Below are 15,676 nucleotides of genomic sequence, written 5' to 3'. Positions count from 1 at the left end.
TATAGGCATCCTGCATGACAATTCTATGACACGCCGTCAGGTTCCGTGATGGTTTAGTTGCGAGGATGCCTTAACAGCTTTTTTACGTACTGGCGGAGCATTTCAGCATCCTCAACCGGCACCTGGGAATCGGGTCTGACGCTTTCCAGCGCGCCTTCAACGTTCTCAATCAACGTCTGTTGTTCGTTTTTCGCCATTTGTCGCAGCAGCGCGGTGACCACAATTTCCAGCGCTTCAACCTGGGCGACCAACTCTTTTGACTCTTCTTCCTTTTGTGCAAGCTTGACCAACAACTCAGCAATGAGATTTTTCATGGTGCTATTTCCTTATCCGTTTTGTCTGAACTTAGCATTCTGAATCCATTATGCAAAGAGAAGAAATTTATTATGTTATGCAAAAGTGATGCGGCAGGAAAAATAGATTCCTCGCGGCTTTCAGCGAAACGTTTTTCTATAAAAAACGCCGCATTTAGTTATATAAAAATGCGGCGACCATAAGAATATATAATACATCTACGAAACGGCTATCGCGCCGACTTCGCCTCTGCCATTTGTCTGCGGCGACGCAGTGCAATAGCCAGTTGAATTATATTTATCAGCACCACAATAGCGGTAGCAGCAAATACCCAACGGAAACCGGCCATTGCCGAAACAGCGGCTCCCATAAGCGGACCGGCAACGTTACCTAAATACATAAACGACTGGTTATAGCCAAAAATACGGCCCGTTACCTGGTCACTGGAATATTTCACCAGCAATGTTTGCACCGCGGGTAACATCGCACCATCGGCAAAGCCCAGCAGAAACCGCAGCACGCCAAGCTGAAACGGAGAAGTGACAAACGACATTGCGAAAAAGAGCACCACCGCAAAAATCAGTGTGGCCATCAGGATACGCGCCGTGCCGATCCTGTCGCCCAGTTTTCCAAGGCGTGGCGCCGAAATGAGGGCTGATACGCCCGGGACGGCGGCAATCATCCCGCTGAGGAAAGCAATATTATTGCTGTCTGGCTCCATCGACTTAATAAACAGCGCCAGAATCGGGCCGACCGAACCGTTGCAAAGCTGGATCACCATGGTGGTCACAAACAGGCTGATCATCAGGCCCGGATAGGGCAGCGAGGCGAAAACGGCCTTGCCGCTCAGGCGTTCAGCTTTGCTGATGATGGGGCGTCCTCCCTCTTTAATGAGGAAGAGCGTGACCAGAAAACTGACCACCAGCAGGATGGCCGTAATGATAAACACCGCGCGCAGCCCCACATGATCGGCGAGGAAGCCCCCTAGCAGCGGGCCGCCAATGACCCCGCTTATCTGAGCAGTAGAGAGCGTACTCAGCGCCCAGCCGCTGCGTTCACGGGGCACCTGCGAGGCCACCAGCGCCATGGCATTCGGAATATACCCGGACGTCAGCCCCATCACCGCTCGCAGGAAAAAGAGCTGCCATACGTTAGTGGCAAAGGCCTGCAGCAGAATGGCTATCGCCATCCCCAGCGATGCGCGCAGCAGCATCAGCTTGCGCCCTTTGCGGTCGGCCAGACTCCCCCACATCGGCGAGACGATGGCAGAGACCAGAAACGTGACGCTGAACGTCAGACCTGACCACATGGAGAGCGCTTCATGGGAGGTAACACCCAGCTGCGACACGTACAGCGGCAGGAAGGGCAATATCTGGCTGATGGCCAGCCCGGTAAAGAAGCACCCGAACCAGACCGAGATGAGATTAACTTTCCAGGATTCCATAAAAGAAATAGTCTTCATTTTTAGGCGAATTCGCCGACAGATTAGCAAGTTACGCGTTATGACGTCGCACCAGAGATGCGCACTTGCCGACTTTGGTGTTTTATCTTCCCAGTCATCATATTTGTGAAATAAGTCACAAACCATCCATTTTCTGACGGAATATTATGCTTCAGCGGCAGAGACCGAAACCGCGCATCCCCAGGTGAAAGTGGCTGGCATGGGCAGCGTTATACTCTGGCCCCAGGCTGTTACCGTAATAGCTGCAGCTCGCCGCCAGCATGCCTTTCAGCCATGGCTGCGTTTTGGTCGCCTTCCAGCCGTTTTGTACCGTGACCCTCTCACCGTTTGCCAGCCCAAACGCCGTGATATCCAGCGCCTCTGCCGTAGCATGTTCACTGCGTCGCGCGTCGGGGCGATGGTAAATGTTGCGGCAGGCAAAGCTGCCGAGATGCTCAATACGCGTCAGCTCACTTCCCGTATAGCTTCTGGTGAGTGGCCGGGCCTGCTGGCTGATAAACAAGGCAGAACTGAGCGCCAGCGGACAGCTCGCAAGGAAACTGCTGTTCAGGCTGACCGGACCGAAGTTACGTACCCGGACGATGTTACGGAGTGGACACTCCCCACCGCTGTCTGCGACCGGTTGTGTGCGGATAAGCGCGCGTTGATTGGCCTGCGATAACAGGCTCGCGCACGCCTGGGGCGTTAAGTTCCGAAGCTTATACTGGGTAATGCGGCCTGGCGGGTCGTCGAGATGTAGCGGCGTGAAAGGGTTGTAGTAAGACGGCAACCAGTGATACCCCACCGTTGCGACAGCCGCAATAATGAAAACGGTCAGCAGAGTTTTTCCTTTCACGCTCCCCCCTTAACATTCCCCAAAACATTATGGCAGAAGGCCGCGAAACCCGCTGGGCATCGTGGTATGTTATTGGTTTTTCGTCAGACTGGAAGAGAGTGAGATGGCAAAGCAGCGCGTAGGTATTGTCTTTGGGGGAAAATCAGCGGAGCACGAGGTTTCATTGCAATCGGCCAAAAATATCGTCGATGCAATCGATAAAAGCCGTTTCGACGTGGTGCTGCTGGGCATAGATAAACAGGGGCAGTGGCATGTCAACGATGCCAGCCAGTATCTGTTAAATGCTGACGATCCGGCGCATATCGCCCTGAATCCTTCTGCAATCAGCGTCGCGACCGTACCCGGCGTGGTGCAAGGGCAACTCATCGACGCCGGTAATGCGCAGTCTCTTGCCCAGATTGACGTGGTCTTCCCTATCGTTCATGGCACCCTTGGCGAAGATGGTTCGCTGCAGGGGATGCTGCGCATGGCCAACCTGCCGTTTGTCGGTTCTGATGTGCTGGGTTCCGCTGCCTGCATGGATAAAGACGTCACCAAGCGCCTGCTGCGTGATGCGGGGCTGAATATTGCGCCGTTTGTCACCCTCACCCGCGCCAACCGTGACCAACACAGCTTCGCTCAGATTTCCGGTCAGCTGGGCCTGCCGCTGTTTGTGAAACCTGCAAACCAGGGTTCTTCCGTCGGGGTCAGCAAGGTGACAAGCGAAGAGCAGTTCACGCAAGCGGTCAGCCTGGCGTTTGAGTTTGACCATAAAGTGGTGGTTGAGCAGGGCATCAAAGGCCGCGAAATTGAGTGCGCCGTGCTGGGCAACGATTTCCCACAGGCAAGCACCTGCGGTGAAGTGGTGTTAAACAGTGATTTTTACTCTTACGACACCAAATACATTGATGATAAAGGCGCCCAGGTTGTCGTGCCTGCAAATATCGATCCGGCAATCAACGATAAGATCCGCGCGATCGCGATTAACGCTTATCAGACGCTCGGCTGCAGCGGCATGGCGCGCGTGGATGTGTTCCTGACGCCTGAAAACGAGGTGGTGATTAATGAAATCAACACCCTGCCGGGCTTCACCAACATCAGCATGTATCCCAAGCTGTGGCAGGCCAGCGGGCTTAGCTACTCAGCACTTATCACCCGCCTGATCGAACTGGCGCTGGAGCGTCATGCTGCGGACAGCGCCCTGAAAAGCTCCGTAAACGGTTAATCGGGACTCTTCGCCGTTTCCGTCTCATCCGCTGTCGTCTCTTCAGGACGACGGCGGATAATCATCCCCGCCAGCCAGAAGCTGATAACCCAGGTCACCAGACCCACGGCATACGTTTGCCACCCTTTTGCTTCAAATCCCAACAGCCCCACGACACCGTTAAGAATAAAGATCAGCCCGATAGCAAAGGCGTAGTAATGCCAGTCACGGCGTAGTTTGGAAGTGAGCTTCATGACAACTCCGGCAGGAAAAAAAGATATCCTCTCACAGATTTATGACGAGGTCTGTGGCTGATGCGGAAATTCTGAAACACGCTGTTGTTTCAATTAAGTTAAGAAATTGTGATGCGCTGCAGAATTCGACAATCCAGGAGAATTCCTTAGGGTAAATTAACACGATTCTGATATTGACAAATACTATGACCTGTCAAACTCACCCTGTAAGACGCATATAAAACAGAGTGATTTATCGGGAGGTCGTGATGGCTGACTTTACATTGTCGAAACCGATTTTTGGCGGTAAACAACCAAAAACCTCCACGGCGGGTAATATCGCTTATGCCCTGTTTGTCTTGTTCTGTTTCTGGGCGGGTTCGCAGCTACTCAATATGCTGGTTCATGCACCAGGAGTCTATGAACACCTGATGCAGGTGCAGGATAACGGACGCCCGCGAGTGGAAATTGGCTTTGGCGTAAGCACCCTGTTTGGCCTCATTCCTTTCCTCGCAGGGTGTATGATTTTAGGCGTTGTGGCATTAGTACTGCGTTTTCGCCGTCGCTTTTAAAGCCCCATACAGCGAGCCCGGCGGTCATCCACGCGTTTTGCGAACCAGGCGGTTGTCAGGTTACGCGTGATCTTCGGGCTTTCCAGCTGAATACCCGGCAGGATTGCCCTCGGTAACGTTTTCCCATTTTTCTGTTCTGCAAGCGTAAAGACTTTCTTGTACAGATCGGTTTTCTCAAACGCCAGACTATCGCCTTTCTCAAGCTGATGGCGAATGTCGCTCTCACTCATGCCAAGCCTGTTCGATAATTTCCGCACCGCCCGCTCCGTGGTGCCAGCCTCGCTGCTGCCGTAGGCAATAAGATCGCCATCCAGTGCCAGCTTCACGCCGCTCGCGCGGCTGACCGCATTCTGAAATGCCGCGTTACGGCTGGCATACCAGCCCGCGTTAAAGTCCGCAAAGCGGTACAGCGGCTCACTGTAATTCGCCGGATAGTTCAGCAGATGATAAGTGCCGAACCACAAGCCGCCACGCAGGGAGAAGACCTCCTGACGCACCGTACCGTCGATTTTCCACGGGTAGCCGTCGGTATGCTTTTCCGCAAAGGCAATGCTGACCTGCATCGGCCCGCCGGTGTGTACCGGGTTAAGTGAACCAAACAGTGTCTGCCCCATCGGCACCATGCTGATGAAATCATCAAAGATGGCGCTGAGCTGTTTCTCGGTTTTTACCGTGTCCAGCCGTTCGCTGTAGCTTTTTCCATTTGGCGAGGTGATCTTAAACGCGGTATGCACGAGGAATACCGGGATATGCATCGATTCCGCACGGCGGTCGATCTCTTTCCAGGCTATTTTGTTCAGACCCGGCACGACCGGGTCTGACTGGTACATTGATTCCTGCTGCGCCACCGCCAGTACCGAGCAGATATTCTCCTCGGTAGGGGCAATCTTCTGGCTTTCAAAGGTTTTTGCCAGCGCATCCGCCCATGCATTGCGATCTTTCACGCTGGCGGGCATTTTTTGCCGCACAACGCTTGCCACATCAACAGGCTTCTCCCCTTCTTTAAGCGGAGCAGCCCCTTTTTCGGCACACCCAACCAGCACCAGAGCGGCCAGTAAGCACAACGGTAACGCACGCGGTACGGCAAAGGTCATAGCAACTCCCTGTATTAGCTAAATGTATTGGTGACTTCCTGCAGTTCCTGGCCGTCCAGCTCACGCTCAAAACTGCGTAAACGTTTATAGATGGACATCAGTTCCACCAGCGTGGTCCAGGAGCTGATCAGGTACTGGAATGAGCCACGCACCTGACCAAAAACGTTAGTTATCTGGGTCATCAGGCCGAGCGTAATCGTACCCGCAACGATGGACGGGAACAGCAGGAACAAACCGAAAACGTTATCGACCTGCAGATACAAAATGCGCGCAATATTGAAATACATATAGTGGAAGTAGAGACGGAAGTAGTTGCGACGCACGGCACCAAACAGCTCACGTACGGTTGGTGGCGAGGCGCGGTTAGCATCATCTTCACCGTAGACCAGCTCTTTACGATAAGCCGCTTCCACGCGTTGATTTTTAAACTCCAGACCCGGCAGCTTAATCCCGACCACCGCCAGCAGCCCCGTCCCCATCAGAGACCAGACAATCGCCGCAATCACCAGCCCATACGGCAGATGACCGACAAGAGGCAGATCCGGCACGTGAGCCGAGAGCGTCACCAGCACCGGCAGGAAGGCAATCAGCGTCATGATGGCGTTGATAAAGCTGACGCCCATGTCTTCAAGGGTGGAGGCAAAACGCATGGTGTCTTCCTGCACACGCTGTGCTGCACCTTCGATATGACGCAGGTGTTGCCAGTGCGCCATATAATGTTCGTTCATCGCGGTACGCCAGCGGAAAACGTAGTGGCTGACGAAGAAGTTGTTCATCACCCCGATCACCACCGCAATCAACGCGATACCGAGGAAAATGCCCACCTCATGGTAAAACTGGTTAATGGTTACCTTATGCGGCGAACTCAGCGCAGTCTGGATAAGGTCGTAGAACGGGGCATACCAGGCGTTTACTGCCACCCCCACTTCCACCAGGAACCAGGTCACAAAGATAATCAGCGAGGTTCCCAGAATCGACCAGTATTGCCAGCGGTGCGGCGCATAGACAAACCAGAACAGGGCAAACAGGCCAACGCATACCATGTAGTAGGCGTAAAACAGCAGATAGCTAAGCGACCAGAAGCGAGCGGCGCTGATCGGGACGTCACCCGTTGCGCCCGTAATGCGGGCCAGCCACGCCCCGCCGCCAGCCTGCCAGAAAATGACAGCGATCAGTGCCCAAATAAATGCCGACAGGAAAAAAGGCCCCGGCTTTGGGAAAAAAGACTTAAACATAATGCTTCCTTCTTGTTGTTATGGCTGTTGCTGTGCTCAACACATCACCACACGAAAATCTCGCCTGAGCCAGACGGCGCAGGCAAAAAGGTCAGACCCGAGGGTTAATTATTAGTTCGCTTTCCAGTTTTCGAGAATTGTTTCGGTGCGTTTCACCGCGAGAGGATTGGCCGGCGCAATAAAGTCACGCCAGACGTCGTTGTAATGGTTAATCAGAATGGGCGCGTCGGCTGCCGGACGATTAGCCGTGGTATGGGCATCTTCCGCCACGGTAATGTGATAGCCACGGCTGACCCCATTCTTGATGGTCGCGTCGACACAGTAATCGGTGGCACAGCCGCAGATGACAAACTCGCGAATACCTTGCTCGCGCAACACCGCTTCAAGTGCGGTGTTATAAAATGCATCGCAGGCGGTCTTGGTGACGTAAAGCGCGTCAGCGGGCTGATGGAGTTCAGGCAGCAGCGCAAACCCTTCGCTCCCCTCTTCCAGACCGCCTTCACCGGTATGCTGAATAAAAATCACCCGTTCGGCGGCCTGCGTGAGCTGATTGATAAGCGAAACACATTTTTCGCGCTGGTAACGCGGCGTTGCAAACACCCCTTGCTGCATATCGACAACCATAACCACACGCTTCACTGACATATCGTTCTCCGCAAGATTGAGTGACACTGGCCTCTATCATACGGCCGATGTCACAAAATGGGAGACTGGTCGCCAGGAAATTATGCTTATTTACCCATGGTTACGTTTTTCTCGCTATCGTTATGCAATTCGGGGCATTGCACGGTGCGCTTTAGTAGTATAAATACCCATTACTTTTCTCATTCAATTCATGGATGCTTTTCGTTGAAACGTTGTCTGCTCTCTTTTGCCGCGCTGTGTGCGGTGAGCTTCTCCACCGCCCAGGCAGCTCAGCCGCTGACGGCCCCCGTTTTGGCTTCAGATATTGCCGATCGCTACGCGAACCTTATCTATTACGGCAGTGGCGCGACCGGGATGGCGATGGTGGTCATCGACGGCAACCAGCGCGTATTTCGCAGCTTTGGCGAAACGCGACCGGGAAATAACGTTCACCCGCAGCTGGATTCCGTGATCCGCATTGCGTCCTTAACCAAGCTGATGACCAGCGAAATGCTGGTGAAATTACTCGATCAGGGCGTGGTCAAGCTCGACGATCCGCTCAGCAAATATGCGCCGCCAGGCGCACGCGTTCCAACCTATCAGGGCACGCCCATCACGCTGGTAAACCTTGCCACCCATACCAGCGCGCTGCCTCGCGAACAACCCGGCGGCGCGGCGCACCGTGACGTTTTTGTCTGGCCAACGCGCGAACAGCGCTGGAACTACCTGAGCACCGCCACGCTGAAATCGGCCCCGGGTTCACAGGCATCTTACTCAAACCTGGCGTTTGACCTGCTGGCAGATGCGCTCTCGACGGCAGCAGGCAAACCTTACCCGCAACTCTTTGAAGAGCAGATAACGCGCCCGCTCGGCATGAAGGACACCACCTTTACCCCTTCTCCGGATCAGTGCCGACGCCTGATGGTGGCAGAGAAAGGCGCAAGCCCGTGTAATAACACCCTGGCAGCCATCGGCAGTGGTGGGGTCTATTCAACGCCAGGCGACATGATGCGCTGGATGCAGCAGTTCCTCTCATCAGATTTCTATGCGCGCAGTCACCAGGCCGATCGCATGCAGACCCTGATTTACCAGCGTAGCCAGTTGCACCGCGTGATCGGCATGGACGTACCGGGTAAAGCCGACGCGCTGGGCATGGGCTGGGTCTATATGGCACCCAAAAATGGCCGACCGGGCATTATTCAGAAAACCGGTGGCGGCGGTGGATTCATCACCTATATGGCGATGATCCCGCAGTCCAACGTGGGCGCGTTTGTGGTCGTCACCCGCTCTCCAAATACGCGTTTCGTCAATATGAGCGATGGCATCAATAACCTGGTGGCTGAGCTGAGCGCCAATAAAGCCCAGGTGCTCACCGCCTCCATCCAGCCTTAATATTCCGTGGGCAAACGGTTGATGCTGACCAGTTTGCCCCGGCTCATATTGATGTAGTTGCCTTGTCGCAAAGCAGCGAGCACTTCGGCAACGACAGAGCGTGAAATACGCGTGCTTTGCTGTATATGATTCATCACACCAATTTTTGAACGCAGCGTTTCATCCCACTCGGCCATATTCAGCAGCATTGCGCGGATCTGGTGATAGGAGTTATTTCCCACCAGCTGCCTGTCGCGTTTGCCGAGAATGTAATTTATCCAGGATAACCAGCAAAACGCGTCTTTCCAGAGCGAATGCTGTTGAATGAGTTGACGGGTGGTCGCCGCGGGCAAATAAAAACCGGTACAGGCCGTTTTGGCAGTGACTCTGTATTCCTGACTGTGATTAATCACTACGGCAGACAGGCCAAAAATAAAAGGGGCTGACGCAATGCCAACCAGCAGATCGTCTGAATGACGATAAACTTCAATAACACCGGTCTGGAATACGTAGGTACAAGGCTCACTCCCCTTGCCCGAGGTAATTAATTGCTGTGGAGCAGATTTAAAAGGGGTACTGGCTGCTATCAAACATGCTTCGAGCCGGCTTAATTCAGAAAGTGGTTTCGCATTAACGTTCATGCAGACCTCAAGACATCCGTATTTGTCGGTTCACTATTATTTTTTATTGTCATCTATAAAAAAGCGGGGGCTTATCCCCCGCTTTTATTCATTACCAGGTATATTTCACACCCAGATTTGCGCCCCAGTTCTGGTCAACGTCACCGCCGCCCAGATAAGTGGCATCAGTGTAAGCACTGAAGTTCTTCGTAAAGCTAAACTGGGTACCCAGACCAACCCGCACTGCGGAGCCTTTCACGCCATTATCAATGCTGTCACCGTTAACATCGGCATCGTTACCAGCGTCGTCATAGACATAAGCGAGTTTGAAGTAAGGCGTAAGTGCCTGGTCACCGCCGTAGTTAAAGGTGTAACCGGCATCCACACCCGCTTCGTAACGCAGGCTGTCATAGGATTGACTATCCATGCGCATGTCGTTGCTGAGGCGATAGTCATCACCGGACTGGAACAGACCCGACACGGCCGCGTATGGCGTAACATAACCAGAGAGGTTTGGTTTCCAGTCATAGCCCAGTTTCAACCCAAAACCAACGGCGTCGGTGGTGGTGTTACCGTCAACATACTGACCATTGCTCATAGTCGCGGAGAGATCGTTGTTGAATCGGGTGTAGCTCAGGGAACTGTCGATGAACAGATCGTTCGCAAACTTCGCGGACGCGTACATCATTGCCGTCTGGCTGTCCTGATCCACCTGACCGGTGCGATCGCTGATATCGCCTTTGGCGAAACCTGCCGCACCACCGACGATCCACTTCGCATTATTACCGTCAATCAGGGTATCCAGACCAACCATGATACCGCTCACGTCCTGATCGTAGCTGATAACGCCATTATCGCCGTCGAAGTTGCCACCAACGTAGCTTACCCATGCGCCGCCGTTATCCGCCAGGCCATGACGGCTGTTGGTCAGACGCGCGCTAACTGCATCCTGCTGTAGATTCCAGATGTTGGTGTTGGCAGACGGGATGCTCAGCGCCATGTTGGCATAATCGGTCAGCGCTTGCTGTTGCAGAACAACAGTGTCGCCTTTCTGCTGCGCCTGATAAGTATATGCGCCTAAATCGGCTTTATTTGCCGCAGTGAAGCTGGCGCGGGTCTCCGTGTTGTTGTCATAAACACGGATAATCTCCTGGCCTTTATAGTCAGCAACAGAGCCGGCGCCGGTGGCGTTGTCGATACGCACGGCGTAATTCCCTGCCACGTCACCATTCACGGCCAGATGGCCGTCAGCGTTAAGTGCCACAACGCCGTAGTCGTAATCGGCTTTGCTCATATCATTGGTGATATAGCGGGCGTTGTTCAGATCGCTGTTCAACACGTAATCACGGCTGGCCACGTTCAGCACGCCGCCATCCGTCAACACCATATTGTGCGTATCCACCTGGCCGAGGCCGAGAGACAGCTCCGCACCGTTGTCCACGGTAATGGTATTGGCATACAGCTCCGCGGTTTCCTCTGTCAGGGCCGCACGGCTGTCGCTGTCCAGATAGAGGCTGTCGGTTGCCACGGCACCATTGTCACCGATGTTCAGAGATGAAGCATTGGACAGGGTGATGGAATCAGCCAGCAGGCCCGAGTTTTCAACATTGACCTGCGAATGATTATTCACCGTCAGCGTGTCGATGTTAGAGAGCTTACGGGTATCCCACTCAGAGCCGTTATTCAGCGTGACGTTGAACAGACCGCTCTGATAGACCGCTTCACCCGCGACATGTCCATTATTGTCGAACGTGGAATCCGGCCAGATGCTATCTGGAGAGAGGGTGCGCCAGTCAACGTCACTGTAGCCCAGGCCATACATCTGCGCGGTGCCGATGGCCTCAACGCTGGACTGCGCTGCGCCGACCCATTTGCTGCCATTGGTCAGCGTGACGTCCAGCTTATCGGTGTCATCCCAGCCGTTGGTGGTTGGGTTGTATATACCGTCAGCCGTCGTATCGGTTGCCGGATCGCCGTTCGGGTAGAAGTTGTTATCGAAGGTACTGGAGAACAGGATATCGCCGGTGATCGTGGAGTGATCGAACGTGGCGGTGGTCTGCATCGCGTTGTCAGACGCACTGGCAGCAACAATCAGCGCCGCGTCGTCAGCCGCAGTGGCATTGGTTTCACCATAATCGCTCGGCTTCGCGGTTTGACCATAGAACCCGCTGGTGCCCAGGTCACTGTATGCGCCAGAGGTCAGCACCGAGTCTTTCACCAGCAGCGTGTCGGTAAAGACATTGCTGCTGTTCGCCACACCTTCCACACCGTCATACGGGGTATTATCCCGTTCCTGATACCCCTGAGTCAGGGTAATGCCGGCGATGTGAGAGTTATTCTGAATAACAATATCCGATTCCACATCCAGGGTAATTGCATTGCCCAGCGCATAGGTGTCCAGATAGTGCGTTTCCGTATTTTCCCCGTTCACAACGTCATACGCATAATGCTCGTAAGTATCATTGATCGTGGAGTTATCGACGGTCAGGCTAAAACGGTCGTATTGAGAATGGGTTGTGCCGTCCGTATCCACGCCATCAGCACATGACGCGGTCATGCATTCTGAGGTGATCATGCCATTAATGGTGCTGTTGGAAATGCTCAGCGCATTCGCCCGACCATTGATACCATCATCTAAATAATATGTTGATATAACACCATTCACGGTGGATTTATTAATCACCGGATAAATATCACCATCGTGCGTCGCATCAGAGTAATCCCAGTCAGCGTAACCATAATACCAGGGTGCTGCTGCCGTATTATCATATCCGAAGGTATTATATGTCGTACCAGAAATATCCTTCGCATTGGCCTGAGAAGCGATAGCCAGGGTGCAGGCTAATGCAAGTTGTGATACAACCAGTTTCTTTTTCCATGTTTGCATTGGGTCATCCCTCCTCAGGGACGTAAGCAAGTTTGTCCATCTAACGATTTTGCAATACTTAATTGCGGAGGGAATTATGCATTTTCAATCTGAAAAGGTTCAATGAATCATTCCATTAAGTCCGCATTCAGACAAACAACATGAAAATAATGCAGTAGCGATACAATGCCATCAATAATCATTATAAAACAAGCAGTTAAAACACCCCCTTATAAAGATAAAAAATATAATAAAAATAAATAGATCATTTTCAATGATATATTTACTTCATCATAGAAATAAAACCAATATTTCGTAAACAATTAACGCCAGTGGAAGGGTGTATATTATTGATCGCATAACGCGTTGGCATCGGGATTTTCCCCTCGACAAAATGCCCACTTTGGTAAAACACCCTCTTTCACTTTGAGGTACACTAACCCTCTTTGTTCCACAAACCTCAGGCATACCATGACCGATTTAATTGCTCGTCCCCGTCGCCTGCGCAAGTCACCCGCACTACGCGCTATGTTTGAAGAGACAACACTGACCTTAAACGATCTGGTGTTGCCGATTTTTGTTGAAGAAGAGATTGACGACTACAAGGCCATCGAAGCCATGCCTGGCGTGATGCGCATTCCTGAAAAACATCTGGCGCGTGAAATCGAACGTATCGCCAATGCAGGGATCCGCTCGGTGATGACCTTCGGCATCTCCCATCATACCGACGCCACCGGCAGCGATGCCTGGAAAGAGGACGGTCTGGTCGCCCGTATGTCGCGCATTTGCAAAGAGACCGTGCCGGAAATGGTCGTGATGTCCGACACCTGTTTCTGCGAATACACCTCTCATGGCCACTGCGGCGTGCTGTGCGATCACGGTGTGGATAACGATGCTACCCTGCTGAATTTAGGTAAGCAGGCGGTGGTTGCTGCCGCTGCGGGTGCTGATTTCATCGCGCCATCGGCTGCGATGGACGGGCAGGTGCAGGCTATCCGCCAGGCGCTGGATGCTGCCGGTTTTACCGACACGGCCATCATGTCCTACTCCACCAAATTTGCCTCCTCTTTCTACGGCCCGTTCCGTGAAGCAGCCGGTACGGCGCTGAAAGGCGATCGTAAAACGTATCAGATGAACCCGCTCAACCGTCGGGAAGCTATCCGTGAATCCCTGCTCGATGAAGCCCAGGGCGCAGACGCCCTGATGGTGAAACCGGCGGGAGCCTATCTCGACATCCTGCGTGATATTCGCGAACGCACCTCGCTGCCGCTGGGCGCGTACCAGGTCAGCGGCGAGTACGCGATGATCAAATTCGCCGCCATGGCGGGTGCGATCGATGAAGAGAAAGTGATCCTGGAAAGCCTGGGTGCGATCAAACGCGCGGGTGCGGATCTGATCTTCAGCTACTTTGCGCTGGATCTGGCTGAGAAGAAAATTCTGCGCTAAGGCGCAACGGTGCCGGGGGGCGGTTTCGCCTGACCCGGCCTGCTCTCCCTGCCTCACGAAACTTCACCAAACTGCAATACAACCGACATTTCCCCCTTCTACTGTCATCGCAAGACGGCAGGAGGAGTGATCATGTTTAGTCTCGATAGTGTTCTCGATGACCTTTGGCCTCAGGCGAGGCCGGCACCCTGGCAAAAAAGTCTGTTAAAAAGGCTGTTTTACGAAGAAGAATTCCAGCAATTTGCCGCAGCACACCGCCACCTGAAAGGACTGGATATGGTGGAGCAAGTTCTGGAGCACCTTGATATTCTCTGCACCGTTTCCGCCCGCGATCTCGAACAAATCCCCGAACATGGCCCTCTGGTTATCATTGCCAACCACCCGACAGGTACTCTGGACGGGCTGGCGCTGATGTACGCCGTCTCGCGCGTGCGACGCGATGTCAAAGTCGTGACCAACCGGATGCTGACCCACCTGGAGCCGCTAAGCTCGCTGTTTATCCCGGTCGATAATATGGGCGGCAGGACGGCAAAAACGTCGCTGGTACAGATGGAACAACATCTGCAAAACGCGGGCGTGCTGATCTTCTTCCCGGCGGGTGAAGTTTCCCGGCCGACGCGAAAAGGCATTCGCGATAAAAAATGGCACTCAGGATTTATCAAACTCGCCACCAAACTGCGCGCCCCGCTGCTGCCGGTACATATTCAGGCGCACAACAGCCTTCTCTTTTATGCCAGCACGCTGGTGTCGCCGACGTTATCCATGCTGCTGCTGATGCAGCAGATGTTCCGCCGTCGCCATAGCCAGCTGCCGATTACAATCGGTCAGCAGATTGCCTGGAGTGACTGGTATAGCGCCACCCTTTCGTCGCGTGAGATGACCGAAAAGTGCCGTCAGCACGTGATACGTCTTGGCAAGGGAGTGCCTGGCGTCTTTAAAACCCAGTGCGCCATTGCCCGTCCGGAAGACCGGGCTACGCTAAAACGCGAGCTGGCGCAGGCTGAATGTCTGGGCAAAACCGGCGATGGAAAATCCATCTATCTCTGGCAGCGTAACGGCCAGGAAGAGGCGCCATTGCTACGCGAACTGGGCCGCCTGCGTGAGATTGCGTTTCGCGCGGTGGAAGAAGGGAGCGGTAAGCGCCGGGACACTGACAGCTACGATGATGATTATCTGCATCTGATCTTATGGGACGATGAGGATCTGGAGATTGTCGGTGCGTATCGCTTTATGCCCACCGCCAGACAAGTGGAGCGTCGGGGGCCGGAAGGACTGTACAGCTACAGCCTGTTCCACTACGACGACAAAATGCAGGATGTGCTGGAGCACGGCATTGAGCTCGGGCGCAGCTTTATTCAGCCGCGCTACTGGGGACGCCGCGGTCTGGACTATCTGTGGTCAGGCATTGGTGCCTATCTGGCGCGTTATCCCCACTACCGCTATCTGTTTGGTCCGGTCTCGATTTCCGGCGGCTTACCGCCCGCCGCGCGGGATCTGCTGGTGGCGTTTTACCGCCTTTGGTTCCCGGCAAGCCATCCACTCGCGGCGTCACGCCAGCCCTACCCGGCATCGCTTCCGGACGTGCTGGCGCAGTTTGGCGGCGTGGATTATGTCGACGATCTGACGAAGCTAAAATCCCTGCTCGGCAATCTGGGCTGCGGCATTCCGCCGCTCTACAAGCAGTATTCCGAGCTGTGTGAACCGGGTGGCGTACAGTTTATTGATTTCGGGAGCGACCCGGCATTCAACAACTGCGTTGACGGCCTGGTGCTGGTGGATTTGTGTTATCTGAAGGCGAACCGCTATCAGCGCTATATTGAGGCGCATTTGTAACCCTGCTT

The 15,676-nt window shown here is 53.7% G+C and carries 14 protein-coding genes; 5 read left to right on the top strand and 9 right to left on the bottom strand.

All coding sequences use genetic code 11. The annotated features are described in order from the left end of the window. Positions 1-53 precede the first annotated feature (53 nt). The 3 genes from iraP to QMG44_RS00375 all read right to left on the bottom strand — a co-directional run bounded on the left by iraP (position 54) and on the right by QMG44_RS00375 (position 2,591). Positions 54-314, bottom strand: a complete 261-nt coding sequence (iraP, locus tag QMG44_RS00385; protein ID WP_014168818.1) for an anti-adapter protein IraP — start codon at positions 312-314, stop codon at positions 54-56. 209 nt (positions 315-523) lie between these two features. Continuing rightward, positions 524-1,738 carry a multidrug efflux MFS transporter gene (locus QMG44_RS00380; RefSeq protein WP_086532882.1) on the bottom strand — a complete coding sequence of 405 codons (1,215 nt, stop codon included), beginning with the start codon at positions 1,736-1,738 and terminating at the stop codon, positions 524-526. 169 nt (positions 1,739-1,907) lie between these two features. After that, a complete protein-coding gene (locus tag QMG44_RS00375; RefSeq protein WP_086532883.1) occupies positions 1,908-2,591 on the bottom strand; it encodes an extensin family protein in 684 nt (227 codons plus the stop codon). Between the two features lie 103 nt (positions 2,592-2,694). Between QMG44_RS00375 and ddlA the strand changes: the two genes are divergently transcribed. Next, positions 2,695-3,795, top strand: coding sequence for a D-alanine--D-alanine ligase (ddlA, locus tag QMG44_RS00370; protein WP_086532884.1), 1,101 nt, complete (start codon positions 2,695-2,697; stop codon positions 3,793-3,795). Here ddlA and QMG44_RS00365 read toward each other — a convergent pair. Then, positions 3,792-4,028: a DUF2754 family protein gene (locus tag QMG44_RS00365; protein ID WP_020885245.1), complete on the bottom strand. Its 237-nt coding sequence runs from the start codon at positions 4,026-4,028 to the stop codon at positions 3,792-3,794. The two genes, ddlA and QMG44_RS00365, sit on opposite strands and share 4 nt — an antisense overlap. Positions 4,029-4,276: 248 nt before the next feature. On the opposite strand from QMG44_RS00365, the gene QMG44_RS00360 reads away from it, so the two are divergent. Continuing rightward, positions 4,277-4,579 carry a DUF2755 family protein gene (locus QMG44_RS00360; RefSeq protein ID WP_020885246.1) on the top strand — a complete coding sequence of 101 codons (303 nt, stop codon included), beginning with the start codon at positions 4,277-4,279 and terminating at the stop codon, positions 4,577-4,579. Here QMG44_RS00360 and QMG44_RS00355 read toward each other — a convergent pair. From QMG44_RS00355 to QMG44_RS00345, 3 genes are all read right to left on the bottom strand, one after another. Further along, entirely contained in the window at positions 4,576-5,673 is a 1,098-nt protein-coding gene (locus tag QMG44_RS00355; protein WP_086532885.1) for a DUF1615 domain-containing protein, read from the bottom strand. The two genes, QMG44_RS00360 and QMG44_RS00355, sit on opposite strands and share 4 nt — an antisense overlap. A gap of 14 nt (positions 5,674-5,687) precedes the next feature. Beyond that, the gene (gene sbmA, locus QMG44_RS00350; protein WP_014168811.1) at positions 5,688-6,908 is read right to left on the bottom strand and encodes a peptide antibiotic transporter SbmA; all 1,221 of its coding nucleotides are present in this window, start codon (positions 6,906-6,908) and stop codon (positions 5,688-5,690) included. A gap of 111 nt (positions 6,909-7,019) precedes the next feature. After that, on the bottom strand, positions 7,020-7,553 hold the full coding sequence (locus tag QMG44_RS00345; RefSeq protein ID WP_025205011.1) for an isochorismatase family protein: 534 nt from the start codon (positions 7,551-7,553) through the stop codon (positions 7,020-7,022). 204 nt (positions 7,554-7,757) lie between these two features. Here QMG44_RS00345 and ampH point away from each other — a divergent pair, with 204 nt between their 5' ends. Next, the gene (gene ampH / locus QMG44_RS00340) at positions 7,758-8,924 is read left to right on the top strand and encodes a D-alanyl-D-alanine-carboxypeptidase/endopeptidase AmpH (protein WP_020885249.1); all 1,167 of its coding nucleotides are present in this window, start codon (positions 7,758-7,760) and stop codon (positions 8,922-8,924) included. On the opposite strand, the gene QMG44_RS00335 is transcribed toward ampH, so the two are convergent. Together QMG44_RS00335 and QMG44_RS00330 are read right to left on the bottom strand one after the other, a co-directional pair. Beyond that, a complete protein-coding gene (locus QMG44_RS00335) occupies positions 8,921-9,544 on the bottom strand; it encodes a helix-turn-helix domain-containing protein (RefSeq protein WP_014168808.1) in 624 nt (207 codons plus the stop codon). The two genes, ampH and QMG44_RS00335, sit on opposite strands and share 4 nt — an antisense overlap. A 91-nt stretch (positions 9,545-9,635) precedes the next feature. Continuing rightward, a complete protein-coding gene (locus QMG44_RS00330) occupies positions 9,636-12,410 on the bottom strand; it encodes an autotransporter outer membrane beta-barrel domain-containing protein (RefSeq protein ID WP_086532886.1) in 2,775 nt (924 codons plus the stop codon). A 450-nt stretch (positions 12,411-12,860) separates the two neighbouring features. Between QMG44_RS00330 and hemB the strand changes: the two genes are divergently transcribed. Further along, complete coding sequence (gene hemB / locus QMG44_RS00325; RefSeq protein WP_020885251.1) at positions 12,861-13,835, top strand: porphobilinogen synthase; 975 nt, start codon at positions 12,861-12,863, stop codon at positions 13,833-13,835. A 132-nt stretch (positions 13,836-13,967) separates the two neighbouring features. Beyond that, positions 13,968-15,668: a lysophospholipid acyltransferase family protein gene (locus QMG44_RS00320; RefSeq protein ID WP_086532887.1), complete on the top strand. Its 1,701-nt coding sequence runs from the start codon at positions 13,968-13,970 to the stop codon at positions 15,666-15,668. The last annotated feature ends 8 nt before the right edge of the window (positions 15,669-15,676 follow it).

The sequence above is a fragment of the Enterobacter sp. 200527-13 genome (genome assembly GCF_027924865.1).
In the GTDB taxonomy this organism is placed as follows: domain Bacteria; phylum Pseudomonadota; class Gammaproteobacteria; order Enterobacterales; family Enterobacteriaceae; genus Enterobacter; species Enterobacter ludwigii.
This window is presented reverse-complemented; position numbering and strand designations above follow the sequence as displayed.

What these genes read in the sequence shown, in the direction of transcription:
- QMG44_RS00380 (WP_086532882.1), bottom strand. Translation starts at nt 1,738, where the DNA reads ATGGAATCCTGGAAAGTTAATCTCATCTCGGTCTGGTTCGGGTGCTTC.
- QMG44_RS00320 (WP_086532887.1), top strand. Translation starts at nt 13,968, where the DNA reads ATGTTTAGTCTCGATAGTGTTCTCGATGACCTTTGGCCTCAGGCGAGG.
- QMG44_RS00330 (WP_086532886.1), bottom strand. Translation starts at nt 12,410, where the DNA reads ATGCAAACATGGAAAAAGAAACTGGTTGTATCACAACTTGCATTAGCC.
- QMG44_RS00355 (WP_086532885.1), bottom strand. Translation starts at nt 5,673, where the DNA reads ATGACCTTTGCCGTACCGCGTGCGTTACCGTTGTGCTTACTGGCCGCT.
- QMG44_RS00360 (WP_020885246.1), top strand. Translation starts at nt 4,277, where the DNA reads ATGGCTGACTTTACATTGTCGAAACCGATTTTTGGCGGTAAACAACCA.
- sbmA (WP_014168811.1), bottom strand. Translation starts at nt 6,908, where the DNA reads ATGTTTAAGTCTTTTTTCCCAAAGCCGGGGCCTTTTTTCCTGTCGGCA.
- QMG44_RS00335 (WP_014168808.1), bottom strand. Translation starts at nt 9,544, where the DNA reads ATGAACGTTAATGCGAAACCACTTTCTGAATTAAGCCGGCTCGAAGCA.
- hemB (WP_020885251.1), top strand. Translation starts at nt 12,861, where the DNA reads ATGACCGATTTAATTGCTCGTCCCCGTCGCCTGCGCAAGTCACCCGCA.
- QMG44_RS00345 (WP_025205011.1), bottom strand. Translation starts at nt 7,553, where the DNA reads ATGTCAGTGAAGCGTGTGGTTATGGTTGTCGATATGCAGCAAGGGGTG.
- iraP (WP_014168818.1), bottom strand. Translation starts at nt 314, where the DNA reads ATGAAAAATCTCATTGCTGAGTTGTTGGTCAAGCTTGCACAAAAGGAA.
- QMG44_RS00365 (WP_020885245.1), bottom strand. Translation starts at nt 4,028, where the DNA reads ATGAAGCTCACTTCCAAACTACGCCGTGACTGGCATTACTACGCCTTT.
- ddlA (WP_086532884.1), top strand. Translation starts at nt 2,695, where the DNA reads ATGGCAAAGCAGCGCGTAGGTATTGTCTTTGGGGGAAAATCAGCGGAG.